The sequence below is a fragment of the Ruegeria sp. THAF33 genome, from assembly GCF_009363615.1.
Taxonomy (GTDB): domain Bacteria; phylum Pseudomonadota; class Alphaproteobacteria; order Rhodobacterales; family Rhodobacteraceae; genus Ruegeria.
In genome coordinates this window covers 708,779-722,806 of the sequence record NZ_CP045384.1, presented here as the reverse complement: position 1 = coordinate 722,806, position 14,028 = coordinate 708,779, and the positions used below count along the sequence as shown (strand labels likewise).

Below are 14,028 nucleotides of genomic sequence, written 5' to 3'. Positions count from 1 at the left end.
ACAAGTCATGCCCCTTGTTCATCTGGCCCCAAATATCCCGGGGGAGGCGCGGCTTGCCGCGACGGGGGCAGCGCCCCCTATCCCGCGTCGGTCTTTCCGCGTCGGTCAGACCGCAGGCTGGCATACAGAACATGCGTCCGCCACCGCCCGTTGATTTGCAAATACGACTGCGCCACGCCCTCGTACTTGAAGGCCGAACTTTCCAGCAACCCGCGCGACGCCCGGTTTTCCGGCAGGCAGGCGGCTTCAATCCGGCTCAGGTCCAAACGGGTAAAGGCATGGTGAACCATCGCGCCGATGGCTTCACGCATATACCCTTGTCGGGCAAAAGCCTGACCGGTCCAGTACCCCAATGTGCCCGCCTGCGCGGGACCGCGCCGAATGTTGTCCAGCGTGATGGCCCCAACCAACACGTCATCCTCGCGGCGAAACAGAAAAAGCGGGATTGCCGTCCCGGCCGCTACAGAACGTTGTGCCCAATACACACGGTTTGTAAAGGATTTGCGGCTCAGGTGGTCCTTGGCCCAGATCGGTTCCCAAGGTGTCAGATAGTCTTTCGAGGCGCGCCGCAACGCAGCCCAATCGTTGAAGTCCGAATGTACTGGCGGGCGCAGGCTGAGCCGCGCAGTCTCGAGTTTCAGCTTGCGTCTGCCCAACAGCATCACGCCGCCCGCCTCTCCTGTAGTTCGGCCAATGTCGGCGCCCCCGAAACCGGCCCGTACAGCGCCAAAGCGGCAGGTGCGTTTACGGCCATCTGCTCGGCAAATACGCGCACATCTTCGGTGCTGACCGCATCAATCCGGGCCACCGTATCTTCCAGAGACGGGACCCGCCCCCAGATCTGAACCAGCCGCGCCAAGCGTTCGGCCCGGTTTGACGGGCTTTCCAGCCCCATCAACATCCCGGCTTTCATCTGCGCACGGGCACGGGCAACCTCTTCCGTGGTCATGTCCTCTGCCGCGCGCTTCATTTCGTCGATGGTGATGGTGGCAAGCTCTGCCACCTGTTCTGCCGAGGTACCGGCGTAGATCGTCGTCGTACCGGTATCGGCATAGGCACCGGTCTGGGCAAAGATCGTATAGCACAGCCCGCGCGACTCGCGCACCTCCTGGAACAACCGCGAAGACATGCCGCCACCCAAAGCGGTGGAATAGATCTGCGCCGTATAGATCGCATCGTCGCGATAGCCCGGGCTTTCCAGCGCAAGTGCGAAATGGGCCTGCTCCAGCACTTTTTCCTGCCGCGCTTCACCACCGGTAAAACGCGCAGGCTCGGCGATCAGCCCGGTGCGTGGTTGCAGATGACCGAACATCTCTTCGGCCATTTTCATCAGCTGATCGTGATCCACGGCACCGGCAGCGGACAGGATCATCTGATCGGGGCCATAATGCTCGGCCACGAACCCCGACAGATCCTCGCGCGAGAACGCACTGACCCGCTCGGATGGTCCCAGAATGGTGCGGCCCAAAGGCTGGTCGTGATAGCTCTGCTCCTGCAACCAGTCAAAGATCACATCGTCCGGCGTGTCATAGGCCTGGCCGATCTCCTGAAGGATCACGCCGCGCTCAACCTCGATTTCGCGCGGATCGAAAACCGGGTTCAGAACGATATCGCCGATCACGTCCATCGCCAGCGCCACGTCGTCCTTCAGAACGCGCGCGTAATAGGCCGTTACCTCGCGCGAGGTATAGGCGTTGATATACCCGCCCACATCCTCGATCGCCTCGGCGATTTGCAGCGCCGAACGTCGCTCGGTTCCCTTGAACGCCATATGCTCAAGGAAATGCGCGATGCCGTTCTGTTCGATCCGCTCATGCCGCCCACCGGCGGTTACCCAGATGCCGATGGCCGCAGATTGCAGCCCCGGCATGTGTTCACTGACGATACGAAAGCCGTTCTTCAGTTGGTCTTGTCTGACAGTCACTCGGCGATGTGCCCTTTGATATGATCCTCGATGGCGCCCAGATCGTTGGCGATCCGGGTCACCCGTTCCGGACGTTCATACAGATCAGACATGCGGGATGGAAGAGGCGGATGCACGTCGCTCGCCTTCTCGACCGCCGCAGGGAACTTGGCGGGATGCGCAGTGGCCAAGGTGATCATCGGGGTATCGGTGGCACGGTGGTCTTCGCCGACCTTGATCCCGACCGCAGTGTGGGGGCAGACCAGTTCCGCGCTGTGGGCAAGCGTATGCCTGATCGTCGCCAGCGTTTCCTCCTCGGACACCCTGCCCGAGTCGAAAGTCTCGCGCAGCGCTTCCATCGCGCCCTGGCTGACGTTGAAGCCGCCGAACTTGAGCTCATCCATCAACTGCGCCACGGCACCGCCGTCCTCGCCATAGGCGTAATACAACGCACGCTCAAAATTCGAGCTGACCTGAATGTCCATCGACGGGCTGATCGAGGGGATGGTGTCGCCCTTGAAATACCCCTCACCCGACAGACACCGGTGTAGGATGTCGTTCTGGTTGGTTGCAACGACCAGACGGTCGATGGGCAAGCCCATGCGCTTGGCCAGATAGCCCGCGAAGATGTCGCCGAAATTGCCGGTCGGCACGGTGAAGCTGACCTTGCGGTGCGGCGCGCCGAGGCTGACGGCGGCCGAGAAGTAATAGACGATCTGCGCCAGCACCCGGGCGAAGTTGATCGAGTTCACACCCGCCAGCTTGACCCCGTCGCGGAAGTCGAAATCGTTGAACATGTCCTTCAGCGCAGCCTGACAATCATCGAAATCGCCATCCACGGCCAGAGCATGAACATTGCTGTCCGCAGGCGTGGTCATCTGGCGGCGCTGCACCTCGGACACGCGGCCATGCGGGAACAGGATGAATACATCCACGGCATCCAGCCCCCGGAAGGCCTCGATCGCGGCCGAGCCGGTGTCACCGCTGGTCGCGCCGACGATGGTCACGCGATCATTGCGCCGTTTCAGGGCCACCTGGAACAGCTGGCCGATCAACTGCATGGCAAAGTCCTTGAACGCCAGCGTGGGCCCATGGAACAGTTCCAGTAGAAAATGGTTCTCGTTCAACTGCTTCAATGGCGCGCGGGCGTCATGACCGAACCCTTCATAAGCGCGGGCAATGATCTGCTTGAACTCATCCTCGGCAAAGGAGCTGCTGACATAGGGCCACATCACACGGAATGCGATGTCTTCATAGGGCAGACCAGCAAGCGCCGCGATCTCGTCATGGCTCATCACAGGGATCTCGGCGGGCAGATAAAGCCCCCCATCGCGGGCCAATCCGGTCAGCATCGCCTCTTCAAAGGTCAGTTCTGGCGCTTGGCCACGGGTCGAGATGTATTTCATTGCTCTTCACTCTCAGAAGGGGCGCGATTGCGCCACAGGAAATAACCGGTCATCACAGCCCAGACCAGAGCCAAGCCAAACCAGGTGATTGCATATTGCAGGTGATCGTTTGGAATCCCCGCCGTATCCACCGGCAAAGGCATCACGTTCGGGTCGGTCTGAGACCGCGCGATCAGCAACACCGGCTCGGCCCCCAAAGCGGCGGCCAGATTGGGCACGTCCCGGGCAAACCAGATGTTGTCGTCAATATCGGGCTCGGGCGTATAGCTGTCGACCTCATCTGGCCAGTGCAGGTTGCCGCTGATCTCCATCGGACCGGTCAGACGCGGCGCCTGTTTTGCCGTTGTCGGCACAAACCCCCGATCGACCAGAATTGTGCGGTCCTCGGTGCTGAACGATTGGATGATGCGATACCCTGCCCCGACCTGTTTGACCGAAACAAGCACATGGATTTCGCCTGGTTCCATCTCACCCGAAACCGTTACCGGAAGGTATTTGTCGGTGTCCTCTGAAACCTGCCTGGGCAAGGCGATGGGGTCGGCTGAAATGCGGTTTTCGATCTCTGCCAACAGCTCCTGTTTCCAGGCCAGACGCTGCGTCTGCCAGATCCCCAGCGACAGCAGAACGCCCAAACCGGCGAGGCCGAAGATCAGCAGGAACAGAATGCGGCGCATGGCAGGGTCGAACCTCGTTTCAGGAACCGGCGTCTTGTTAAGGGGCGTGTGGGCCAAATTGCAACCACGCAATTGTATGGGGCGCAATCTTGCGCCCGGAACAGAGAAAAAGCCGCCCCCCAAGGGCGGCTTTTGCAATTTGATCAGCTGATCGGGCTTACATCAGCGGGGCCTGTCCCCAGATGTAGACCGCGAAAAACAGGAACAGCCAGACAACGTCAACGAAGTGCCAGTACCAGGCCGCCGCTTCGAACCCGACATGCTTTTCCGGTGTGAAGTCGCCTTTGAGGGCCCGGATCAGGCAGACCGACAGGAAGATGGTGCCGATGATGACGTGGAATCCATGGAAACCGGTCGCCATGAAGAAGTTCGAATAGAACTGATCATCGCCAAATTTCCAGCCTTCATGGGCCAGCAGCTCGTAATACTCGAACGCCTGCAAACCGGTAAAGGCAATGCCCAGAACGATACCGATGGCCAGGCCGTTGATCAGCGCTTTGCGGTCGTTGTCATGCACCAGCGCGTGGTGCGCCCACGTAATAGCACAGCCTGACAGCAGCAGAACCAGAGTGTTGATCAGCGGCAGGTGGAACGGGTCAACCGCGTGGATGTCCGGCTGGATGTATTCGGTGCCGGCATAGTCGTACATCGGGTACATGCGATGTTTGAAGAACGACCAGAACCAGGCAAAGAAGAACATCACCTCGGACATGACGAACAGGATGAAACCGTAACGCAGACCGATGCGAACGACAGGGGTGTGATCCCCCTGGCGGCTTTCGACAACAACTTCGGACCACCATGCGAACATGGTGTAAAGAACTGCGACCAGACCGGCCCAGAACATCCACGGGGTCAATCCGTGCATCCAAAGGACGGCTCCGAACAACATCACAAAGCCGCCGACAGCTCCGATCAGAGGCCAGATCGACGGGGCCAGAATGTGATAATCATGGTTTTTAGCGTGTGCCATCAGCGTCCCTCACCTACAGGCGTTAGTTCGTGTTTGTTTCTGCCTGCGCTTCAAGGGCGGCATAGCCCTCTGGCAGGTCAATTTCGTAGAATGTATACGACAGCGTGATCGTATGAACATACTTTGCTTCAAGATCTTCGACCATTTCAGGATCGACGAAGAAGGTCACCGGCATCTCTACCCGCTCGCCAGGTTGCAGCACCTGCTCTTCAAAGCAGAAACAGGCAATTTTTTGAAAATACCCGCCTGCCGAATAGGGTGCCACATTGTATGAGGCCTGACCCGCTATTGGACGATCCGTTGGGTTGTAGGCCTCATAGAAAGCCAGCCCGGTCTCGCCGATGCGCACTTCCATCTCGCGAACGACCGGTTTGAATTCCCAGGCCATGTTTTTGGCCTTGGACGCATCAAACCGTACGGTGACCGTGCGGTCCAGAATGTCTTCGGGGGCGGCTTCGGCCACACCGGTTGTACCGCCAAATCCGGTCACGCGGCAGAACCAGTCGTAGAATGGTACCGCCGCCCAGGCCAGGCTTCCCATCAGGACAACCACACCTACGGTTTGAGCGACCGTTTTCTGTGGACCAGACAAAGCCATCAGTTCTGGACCTCCTGTGTGGCCATATTGAAATCAGTGCCCGAGACCTTGACGATCGTCAGGCCAAAAATGATCACGATAAAGGCAACCAGTGTCAGTCCAACGCCCAGATTGCGGCTGAACCGTCGCTGATGCAGTTCATGGCTTTTGCGCAGGCTCATGACCATCCTCCCAAACCATAGGGTTTCAGCAAGGCTTCGGCCAGAATAGCGCCGAAATGCAGGAAGAGGTAGAGCAGCGAAAGCTTGAAAAAGCTGCGTTCGACCTTGAAATTATCGGCCTCCGAGTCATCCTCGGTCCGACGCGAAATTTGCCAGGCGCCGCGCAGGAACAACGCGTTCAACACCAAAGCCACGGTCAGATAGATGGGACCACCGATGCCAGAGAATGCGGTTCCCACCGCCAGTATCGCCAGCAGGGCCGTATAGACGAGAATGTGTACACGCGTTGCACGGCGGCCGTGAGTCACAGTCAGCATGGGCACGCCCGCATCGTCATAGTCCGAGCGCATGAACAGGGCCAGAGCCCAGAAATGCGGCGGTGTCCACATGAAGGTCAGGGCGAACATCAGCCACGGCTCAACCGCCATGGACCCTGTTGCGGCCACCCAGCCGATCACCGGAGGGAAAGCGCCCGCCGCACCACCGATCACGATGTTCTGCGGCGTTGAGCGCTTCAGCCACATCGTGTAGACAACGACATAGAAAAAAATTGTGAAGCCCAGAAACGCACCCGCGAACCAATTGGTCGCAAGGCCCAGCATGATCACCGACAGGCCCGACAGGGTTAGGCCGATGGCCATCGCCTCACCCTCTTCCACCTTGCCGGAGGGGATCGGGCGACCTTTGGTGCGTTTCATCACCTTGTCGATATCCGCATCCCACCACATGTTCAGCGCACCGGATGCGCCGCCACCGATGGCGATGAACAGAATGGCGCAGAACCCGACGAAGGGGTGGACCGGAACCGGGGCCGCCAGCAGACCGACCAGCGCCGTAAACACGACTAGAGACATCACGCGTGGCTTCAGCAAGGCGAAGTAATCGCCAAAGCTGGCCTCGTCCGCGTGGGCGGTCGCTGTGCTGGCATTGATGCTTGCGTCGGTCATCTCGGGTCCTTCTGGGGCGAAAGCTGCGCGGTCAGCCCGCACAGCCTGCATTTCGTGTCAGGCGGGCTTTAACCCGCCCTCAGTGTGCTCAGTTCGATGCAACCTGATAGCTTTGCGGCAAACCGGCATATTCTTCGATCGCGCCTTGCAGCCACTGGTCATACGCTTCCTGGCTGACGACTTTCACGGTGATTGGCATATAGGCGTGGTCTTTGCCGCAGAGTTCCGAACACTGACCGAAGTAGATGCCTTCCTTCTCGGCCTCGAACCATAGTTCCGCCAGACGCCCGGGCACGCCATCCTGCTTTACGCCGAAGGATGGGATGGTCCAGGAGTGAATCACATCAGATGCGGTAACCTGCATCACGATAACCTTGCCAACCGGAACAACAACGGCAGTGTCCGTGGCCAGCAGCCATTCGTCATCGCTGTAACCCGCATCTGCCAGCTTCGCGCGCATGGCATCGTCAAGCACAAACGGGGTCACGTCGGCGTCAGCCGGGCGCGCGCCCTCGTCCAGAGTGGCCGGATGGCCCAGCAGGTAGCTGTCGAAGGCAAAATCGTGATCAACATATTCATAGGTCCAATACCACTGGTTGCCCACGACTTTGATGGTGATATCGCCTTCCGGGATCTCCTGCTGTTTGAACAGGACCGGCAGCGAAAACGCACCGATGAAGACCAGAATCAGGATGGGGCCAAGGGTCCAGGCAATCTCAACCGGGGTGTAGTGCGAAAAACGTGCCGGTTTCGGGTTAACGCGTTCGTTGTAACGCACAATGCAATATACCAGCAGGCCGGCAACCAGCAGGCAGATGACGGTGATGATCACCAGAATCATGCCGTCCAGACGCTGAATTCCTGTGGCAAGGCTGGTGGCTGCCGGCTGAAAGCCCATACCGCCGTCAACCGGTTTGCCAATAATCTCAAGCTCCTGAGCCATGGCTGGAAGGCTGGAGAGGGCTGTCATAAACCCTGAAAGCATCAAAGCATTCTTCATGTTCTGTCCTGATCGTTTGATCTTTGCGTCCCTGGCGAAAAGGTGTGAATCGGTCGCACCTCTCCCGTTGTCTTTGGCCGCGTTAAAAACCATATTCCGTCGGGTAGATAAAGCAAAATGCTTGCGTCAAACAGACGCTATTTTTGATCTGGATCAAACCCGAAAGGTCCCAACCCATGTCCGACGCCCCGTTTCGCCCATTTGAAAGCGCTTTACCGCACGATGAAGCGCTTGCCATTTTGAACTCGGCCACGGACGGGGCCGAGGACGGAGAGCTGTTTGTCGAGCGGCGAAAATCCGAGTCTCTCGTGTTCGATGACGGCCGTCTGCGCACCGCGTCTTACGATGCGTCGGAAGGGTTCGGGCTGCGTGCCGTACAAGGTGAAGTGGCTGGATATGCGCATTCCACAGACGTTTCGATTCCTGCCCTGAAACGGGCGGCGGAAACGGCAAGACTGGCTGTCGGGGATGGCGGCGGGGTCTTGGCGGATGCTCCGCGCTCCACCAATACGCGCCTCTACACGGACGAAGACCCGATTGATTCTGCCGCGTTCCCGGTCAAGATCGAGACATTGCGTGAGATCGACGCCTTCGCCCGCGATCTGGACCCGCGTGTGGTTCAGGTCAGCGCCACGATCGCGGCAGCCGTGCAAGAAATCGAGATTCTGCGCCCTGACGGTGTGATGGTTCGCGATGTGCGCCCCATGACCCGCGTGAACGTATCGGTCATTGTCGAACAGAACGGACGCCGCGAAAGCGGATCCGCCGGTGGTGGTGGCCGGGTTGGCCTGAGCGGGTTGATCGACCCCGCCGACTGGCAGGCCAAGGCCCGCGAAGCCCTGCGTATCGCACTGGTCAACCTGGACGCAGTTCCTGCGCCGGCCGGTGTCATGGAAGTTGCGCTTGGCCCCGGCTGGCCCGGCATCCTGCTGCACGAGGCCATCGGCCACGGCCTGGAAGGCGACTTCAACCGCAAGGGCAGCTCGGCCTTTGCCGGGTTGATGGGGCGGCAGATTGCTTCAAAAGGTGTGACCGTGGTGGATGACGGCACGATTGCTGATCGTCGCGGTTCGATCACCGTGGATGATGAGGGCACGCCCAGCGCGCGCACGGTGCTGATCGAAGATGGCGTGCTGACCGGCTACATGCAGGACCGCCAGAATGCGCGGCTGATGGGGGTTGCTCCTACGGGCAACGGGCGGCGGCAGAGCTATGCGCACAAACCCATGCCGCGCATGACCAACACGATCATGCTGGGTGGCGAAGCCGACCCGCGGGCTCTGGTAGCCGATATCAAGGACGGTATCTGGGCGGTTGGATTCGGCGGCGGTCAGGTGGACATCACCAATGGCAAGTTCGTTTTCTCGTGCACCGAGGCGTATCGTGTCGAAAACGGCAAAATCGGCGCGCCGGTCAAGGGCGCCACGTTGATTGGTGACGGGCCATCGGCCTTGAAACGTATCCGAGGGCTGGGCAACGATATGGCGCTGGACCCGGGCATGGGAACCTGTGGCAAGGACGGACAATGGGTGCCGGTAGGTGTTGGCCAGCCGACCGTCCTTATGGACGGGCTGACTGTCGGCGGTTCGGCCGCCTGAGTCGGACGCGGCGCAGTCCAAGAGGCGCAGGGTTAACCCAGCGCCTCTTTTTTTCCGAAGATCGCCTTAGGTGACCAAAGCGCCCTTTCTGATTGAGCATTATTTATTTTACTTATTATCAATGTGTTATGTGCTTTCCCCCGACAGAATTGCAAAAAAACACTTCTAATTTTCAACGATTCACAAGCTGTTAACTGCCTGTCCCGTAAACCAGTTCTGCAACAAGGCGGAGCAACGGATGACCGAAGAGCAGCTTTCTTCCAATCACCCCCCACTCCCACCCACCACGGAAGAGGACCGGTTCTCGTGGCTTCGTCTGTTGCGTTCTCGCAAGGTCGGTCCGGTGACATTTCGTCGGCTGCTTCGCGAACATGGCTCAGCGCAGAACGCGCTGGCCGCGCTGCCTGAAATGGCACGCGCCGCCGGTATAAAAGGGTATGAAACCTGCCCCCCCGGCGTGATCGAGGCGGAACTCAGGGCCGCAAAAGCCGCTAAAGCGCGGCTTTTGTGCCTTGGGTCCGCTGAATTCCCTGCGGCCCTGGCTGAACTGAACGAAGCCCCGCCGCTGCTTTGGGCGATCGGAGACGTTTCGCTGCTGCAAAAACCAGCAATTGCGATGGTCGGCGCGCGAAACTGTTCCTCGCTCGGCGCGCGGATGGCACGTGGCCTGGCCACCGAACTGGGCAGCAAAGGGCACGTTATCGTCTCGGGCTTGGCGCGTGGCATCGATACAGCCGCGCATATGGCCGCGCTGGAAACCGGCACGGTGGCAGTCATGGCCGGTGGCGTTGATGTGATCTATCCGGCCGAAAACACGGAACTGGCCCATGACATCGCGTCCCGCGGCTTGCGGATTTCGGAACAACCGATGGGCGTGACACCCCAGGCCCGGCACTTTCCACGCCGAAATCGGATCATTTCGGGGCTTGCGCAGGCGGTTGTCGTCGTCGAGGCTGCCGCCAAGTCCGGCAGTCTGATCACTGCACGGGACGCACTGGATCAGGGGCGCGAGGTTCTGGCCGTTCCCGGCCATCCGTTCGATGCGCGGGCCGCCGGCTGCAATCTATTGATTCGTGATGGCGCCACACTTGTCCGATCCGCCGAAGACGTTATTGAAGCCTTGCCGAGGCAGGACGACCTGTTTTCCCGGCCAATCGAACCGCCCTCGGAACCAATCGCGCGTCCTGCAAGAAACCTGCACGAGCAAATCATCGCGCGGCTTGGCCCCTCACCCATCGCCGAAGATCAATTGCTGCGGGATATCGCGGCGTCGGCCGGTGAGCTTGGACCGGCGCTGATCGACCTTGAACTTGATGGGCGAATCCAGCGTCAGCCCGGAGGTCTGCTGTCGCTGGCAAGTTGATCGTACCCTCGTACCGGCGTGCCCGGTTTCTGAAGATCGGTGGTAGCGCACTGAAATCACGGCGCTTTTCCACCGGCGAAAGGAACGCATTGACAATTCCTGCTTGCCCCACACATTTTGCACCACGATAGAAGGCGCCAAATTCGTCGAGCGAGGTTTCCCCTTAAATGCCCGTAGTTGTTGTAGAATCTCCGGCCAAAGCAAAAACAATCAATAAATACCTGGGCCCCGACTACACGGTTCTGGCCTCTTACGGCCATGTGCGGGACCTGCCGCCAAAGGATGGATCGGTCGATCCTGAACATGACTTCTCGATGAAATGGGAGGTCGGCAACGACAGCCGCAAGCATGTCAAGGCCATTGCCGACGCGTTGAAAGAAGACAATGCGCTGATCCTTGCCACCGACCCCGACCGCGAGGGCGAGGCGATCAGCTGGCACCTGCAGGAGGCGTTGACCAAACGCCGTTCGATCAAGAAGGATACGCCCGTCAGCCGCGTCACCTTCAACGCCATCACCAAGGACGCCGTGACCGAGGCGATGCAGAACCCGCGTCAGGTCGATATGCCGTTGGTCGAGGCCTATCTGGCCCGCCGCGCGCTGGATTATCTGGTTGGGTTCAACCTGTCTCCGGTTTTGTGGCGCAAACTGCCAGGTGCGAAGTCGGCGGGTCGCGTGCAATCCGTCTGTCTGCGCCTGATCGTCGAACGCGAGATGGAAATCGAGGCATTCAAGCCGGTGGAATACTGGTCGGTTCGGGCGCTGTTCGAGACACCGCGCGGGCAGACCTATGAGGCGCGTCTGGTCACGCTGGCCGGCAAGAAGCTGGACAAGCACGATCTGGCCAATGCGACGCAGGCCGAGCTTGCGGTTCAGGCCATCACCAGCCGCGCGCTGAGCGTGACTTCGGTCGAGGCCAAACCCGCCGCCCGCAACCCCAGCGCGCCGTTCATGACATCGACCTTGCAACAGGAAGCCAGCCGCAAGTTCGGCATGGGCGCGCGCCACGCAATGCAGGTGGCGCAGCGGCTTTATGAGGCCGGGTACATTACCTATATGCGGACCGATGGCATCGACATGGCGCCCGAGGCCGTTGCCGCGACCCGCGAAACAATCGCGGATCGATACGGCGCTGAATATGTACCGGACAGCCCGCGCATGTATAAGAACAAGGCCAAGAACGCTCAGGAAGCGCACGAGTGTATCCGCCCGACGGATATGTCGCGCGATGCCAAGGCGCTGAAAGTGACAGACGAGGATCAGCGCAAGCTTTATGATCTGATCTGGAAACGCACCATCGCCTGTCAGATGGCTGCCGCGCGTCTGGAGCGCACCACCGTCGAGATCGGCAGCGACGACGGTCAGGTCGGCCTTCGCGCCACGGGCCAGGTGGTCATGTTCGATGGGTTCATGCGGGTATACGAAGAAGGCCGGGATGACGTCGCGGACGAGGATGAAAAGCGCCTGCCACAGATCACGCAGGGCGATCCGGCCCGTTTTGCCAAAACCTCTCTGAAGGATCAGTTTGCCAAGGCGACCAGCGACGGCGGCGACAAAATCGCGAAAGAGGCGATCCTGTCCGAGAACGAATCCGTTCTGGCCCTTCAACACCACACCCAACCGCCCCCGCGCTATACCGAAGCGACACTGGTCAAAAGGATGGAAGAGCTGGGGATCGGGCGCCCATCAACCTATGCCTCGATCGTAACGACGATCCAGGACCGGGAATATGTCCGCAAGGACAAGAATAGGCTGATCCCCGAGGAAAAAGGCCGGATCGTCACGATCTTCTTGCTAAATTTCTTCCGGCAGTACGTGGGGTATGAATTCACTGCCAATCTGGAAAAAGAACTGGATGACGTCAGCGCCGGGGAGCGCGACTACAAGGACCTGCTGGGCAAGTTTTGGCGTGATTTTTCAGCCGCGATTGGCGAGACCTCCGAACTGCGGATTTCGGAAGTGTTGGACAAGCTCGACGAAGCTCTGGCTCCGCAGCTCTACCCGCCGCGCGAGGATGGGTCCGATCCACGTATCTGCCCGAAATGCGGCACCGGTCAGTTGCACCTGAAGACCTCTCGTACGGGTGGCTTCGTTGGATGCGGGAACTATCCGGAATGTACCTATACACGCCCGATTGCCGGTGAAGGCGCGGAAGGTGACGAAAGGCTGCTGGGCGAAGATGCCGGGGATGAGATCTGGCTGAAATCCGGCCGGTTCGGTCCTTACGTTCAGCGGGGCGAACCCACGCCCGAAAACAAAAAGCCCCCGCGCGCATCCCTTCCGCGCGGGTGGAGCAAGGATGACATGGATCTGGAAAAGGCGCTGACGCTACTGTCCCTGCCTCGTCAGATCGGCGAACACCCCGAAGGCGGCATGATCAGCGCGAATTTCGGGCGGTTCGGGCCTTACCTGATGCATCAGCTGCCGGAGGAGCCGAAGCCGGTCTATGCCAATCTGAAAGACCCCAATGACGTGTTCGAGATCGGCATGAACCGCGCCGTTGAATTGCTGGCCGAAAAACGGGCAAACCCTGGTCGTGGGCGGCGGGCCGCGGCAAAACCTCTGAAAGAATTGGGCGAGCATCCCGATGGCGGCGCGATGCAGGTTTTGGACGGGCGCTATGGGCCTTATGTGAAATGGGAAAAGGTCAACGCAACGATCCCCAAGGACATCAAACCCGAGGACGTGACGCAGGAAATGGCCATCGAGCTTGTCAACGAGCGCGCAGCCAAAAAAGGCACCAAGAAAAAGGCCACGTCCAAAAAGAAAGCAACCACCAAGAAAGCAACAACCTAGGCGGTCAGGTGTTCGGGGTTGAACAAGCCCCCCGCAATCGCCGTTTCGGCATTACGGGGGGCTGTCAGCGTGTTACTTGGGCTGTGGGCCGCACCGGACTTCGAGCGTCGTCTGCCAGTCTTCCGAGCTGCTTGAGCTAGGATAGTAGCCGGGTGCGCTGCCTGAGTTCTGGGCAGCAGCCGTCAGGACATCGATGATCAGGGCTGCATTCTTGTCCACCCCCTGATAGCCGGTATCGCTGGCCAGAACGAAGGCCTCTTTGCCCTGCTGTGCGCACCGTGCGTTGGCGGTTGAAATTGCGGATTCAAGTGAAGACTTCTCAGAATAACCGGTTCCTATAACTTTGATCTTGTTATCGTCGAGCGGAAGTACGGTCGCTTGCTCAGGCTCACAGGCTGACATAACCAAAAGCGCAACACCTGCGACCGTTCCGACCCAAATTCGTTCCATGTTTTCAATCTCCTATAAAGGTACGGCGCTTATGCTGAACCGTCCGGTTCATTGCAACAGCTCATTTCACTGGTAGAAATACCACCTCCCCCTTGGTTTCATTGACTTCCCCGTGACACGGCGGCACAACCAGCCCATCACCATGTCATTGGGGGAGTTT

At 59.5% G+C, this 14,028-nt stretch carries 13 protein-coding genes; 3 read left to right on the top strand and 10 right to left on the bottom strand.

Going from position 1 to position 14,028, the window contains the following annotated elements; genetic code table 11:
* Positions 1 to 77 precede the first annotated feature (77 nt).
* From FIU92_RS03650 to coxB, 9 genes are all read right to left on the bottom strand, one after another.
* On the bottom strand, positions 78 to 662 hold the full coding sequence (locus tag FIU92_RS03650) for a GNAT family N-acetyltransferase (protein WP_117869702.1): 585 nt from the start codon (positions 660 to 662) through the stop codon (positions 78 to 80).
* The gene (locus FIU92_RS03645; RefSeq protein ID WP_152457264.1) at positions 662 to 1,924 is read right to left on the bottom strand and encodes a pitrilysin family protein; all 1,263 of its coding nucleotides are present in this window, start codon (positions 1,922 to 1,924) and stop codon (positions 662 to 664) included. Before FIU92_RS03645 ends, FIU92_RS03650 begins: the two co-directional genes overlap by 1 nt.
* A complete protein-coding gene (thrC, locus tag FIU92_RS03640) occupies positions 1,921 to 3,309 on the bottom strand; it encodes a threonine synthase (protein ID WP_152457263.1) in 1,389 nt (462 codons plus the stop codon). The genes FIU92_RS03645 and thrC overlap by 4 nt, the downstream gene beginning before the upstream one ends.
* The gene (locus FIU92_RS03635; protein ID WP_152457262.1) at positions 3,306 to 3,983 is read right to left on the bottom strand and encodes an SURF1 family protein; all 678 of its coding nucleotides are present in this window, start codon (positions 3,981 to 3,983) and stop codon (positions 3,306 to 3,308) included. The genes thrC and FIU92_RS03635 overlap by 4 nt, the downstream gene beginning before the upstream one ends.
* A gap of 157 nt (positions 3,984 to 4,140) precedes the next feature.
* Positions 4,141 to 4,956, bottom strand: coding sequence for a cytochrome c oxidase subunit 3 (locus tag FIU92_RS03630; RefSeq protein ID WP_152457261.1), 816 nt, complete (start codon positions 4,954 to 4,956; stop codon positions 4,141 to 4,143).
* Between the two features lie 22 nt (positions 4,957 to 4,978).
* On the bottom strand, positions 4,979 to 5,554 hold the full coding sequence (locus tag FIU92_RS03625) for a cytochrome c oxidase assembly protein (RefSeq protein WP_152457260.1): 576 nt from the start codon (positions 5,552 to 5,554) through the stop codon (positions 4,979 to 4,981).
* Positions 5,554 to 5,715 (bottom strand): hypothetical protein, encoded by a 162-nt coding sequence (locus tag FIU92_RS22700; protein WP_171170832.1) that lies wholly within the window; start codon positions 5,713 to 5,715, stop codon positions 5,554 to 5,556. Before FIU92_RS22700 ends, FIU92_RS03625 begins: the two co-directional genes overlap by 1 nt.
* Positions 5,712 to 6,662: a heme o synthase gene (gene cyoE, locus FIU92_RS03620; RefSeq protein WP_152457259.1), complete on the bottom strand. Its 951-nt coding sequence runs from the start codon at positions 6,660 to 6,662 to the stop codon at positions 5,712 to 5,714. The genes FIU92_RS22700 and cyoE overlap by 4 nt, the downstream gene beginning before the upstream one ends.
* A gap of 88 nt (positions 6,663 to 6,750) precedes the next feature.
* Positions 6,751 to 7,662, bottom strand: coding sequence for a cytochrome c oxidase subunit II (coxB, locus tag FIU92_RS03615; protein ID WP_152457258.1), 912 nt, complete (start codon positions 7,660 to 7,662; stop codon positions 6,751 to 6,753).
* A 176-nt stretch (positions 7,663 to 7,838) separates the two neighbouring features.
* Between coxB and tldD the strand changes: the two genes are divergently transcribed.
* The 3 genes from tldD to topA all read left to right on the top strand — a co-directional run bounded on the left by tldD (position 7,839) and on the right by topA (position 13,418).
* Positions 7,839 to 9,260 (top strand): metalloprotease TldD, encoded by a 1,422-nt coding sequence (gene tldD / locus FIU92_RS03610; RefSeq protein WP_152457257.1) that lies wholly within the window; start codon positions 7,839 to 7,841, stop codon positions 9,258 to 9,260.
* 238 nt (positions 9,261 to 9,498) lie between these two features.
* Entirely contained in the window at positions 9,499 to 10,623 is a 1,125-nt protein-coding gene (gene dprA, locus FIU92_RS03605; RefSeq protein ID WP_152457256.1) for a DNA-processing protein DprA, read from the top strand.
* 167 nt (positions 10,624 to 10,790) lie between these two features.
* Positions 10,791 to 13,418 carry a type I DNA topoisomerase gene (topA, locus tag FIU92_RS03600; protein ID WP_152457255.1) on the top strand — a complete coding sequence of 876 codons (2,628 nt, stop codon included), beginning with the start codon at positions 10,791 to 10,793 and terminating at the stop codon, positions 13,416 to 13,418.
* A 72-nt stretch (positions 13,419 to 13,490) separates the two neighbouring features.
* Here topA and FIU92_RS03595 read toward each other — a convergent pair whose 3' ends face one another.
* Complete coding sequence (locus tag FIU92_RS03595) at positions 13,491 to 13,868, bottom strand: hypothetical protein (RefSeq protein WP_152457254.1); 378 nt, start codon at positions 13,866 to 13,868, stop codon at positions 13,491 to 13,493.
* Positions 13,869 to 14,028 lie beyond the last annotated feature (160 nt).

Bases quoted from the DNA above. Each gene is read 5' to 3' on its own strand.
- FIU92_RS03625 (WP_152457260.1), bottom strand. From the start codon at position 5,554: ATGGCTTTGTCTGGTCCACAGAAAACGGTCGCTCAAACCGTAGGTGTG.
- FIU92_RS03630 (WP_152457261.1), bottom strand. From the start codon at position 4,956: ATGGCACACGCTAAAAACCATGATTATCACATTCTGGCCCCGTCGATC.
- coxB (WP_152457258.1), bottom strand. From the start codon at position 7,662: ATGAAGAATGCTTTGATGCTTTCAGGGTTTATGACAGCCCTCTCCAGC.
- topA (WP_152457255.1), top strand. From the start codon at position 10,791: ATGCCCGTAGTTGTTGTAGAATCTCCGGCCAAAGCAAAAACAATCAAT.
- dprA (WP_152457256.1), top strand. From the start codon at position 9,499: ATGACCGAAGAGCAGCTTTCTTCCAATCACCCCCCACTCCCACCCACC.
- tldD (WP_152457257.1), top strand. From the start codon at position 7,839: ATGTCCGACGCCCCGTTTCGCCCATTTGAAAGCGCTTTACCGCACGAT.
- FIU92_RS22700 (WP_171170832.1), bottom strand. From the start codon at position 5,715: ATGAGCCTGCGCAAAAGCCATGAACTGCATCAGCGACGGTTCAGCCGC.
- thrC (WP_152457263.1), bottom strand. From the start codon at position 3,309: ATGAAATACATCTCGACCCGTGGCCAAGCGCCAGAACTGACCTTTGAA.
- FIU92_RS03595 (WP_152457254.1), bottom strand. From the start codon at position 13,868: ATGGAACGAATTTGGGTCGGAACGGTCGCAGGTGTTGCGCTTTTGGTT.
- cyoE (WP_152457259.1), bottom strand. From the start codon at position 6,662: ATGACCGACGCAAGCATCAATGCCAGCACAGCGACCGCCCACGCGGAC.
- FIU92_RS03650 (WP_117869702.1), bottom strand. From the start codon at position 662: ATGCTGTTGGGCAGACGCAAGCTGAAACTCGAGACTGCGCGGCTCAGC.
- FIU92_RS03635 (WP_152457262.1), bottom strand. From the start codon at position 3,983: ATGCGCCGCATTCTGTTCCTGCTGATCTTCGGCCTCGCCGGTTTGGGC.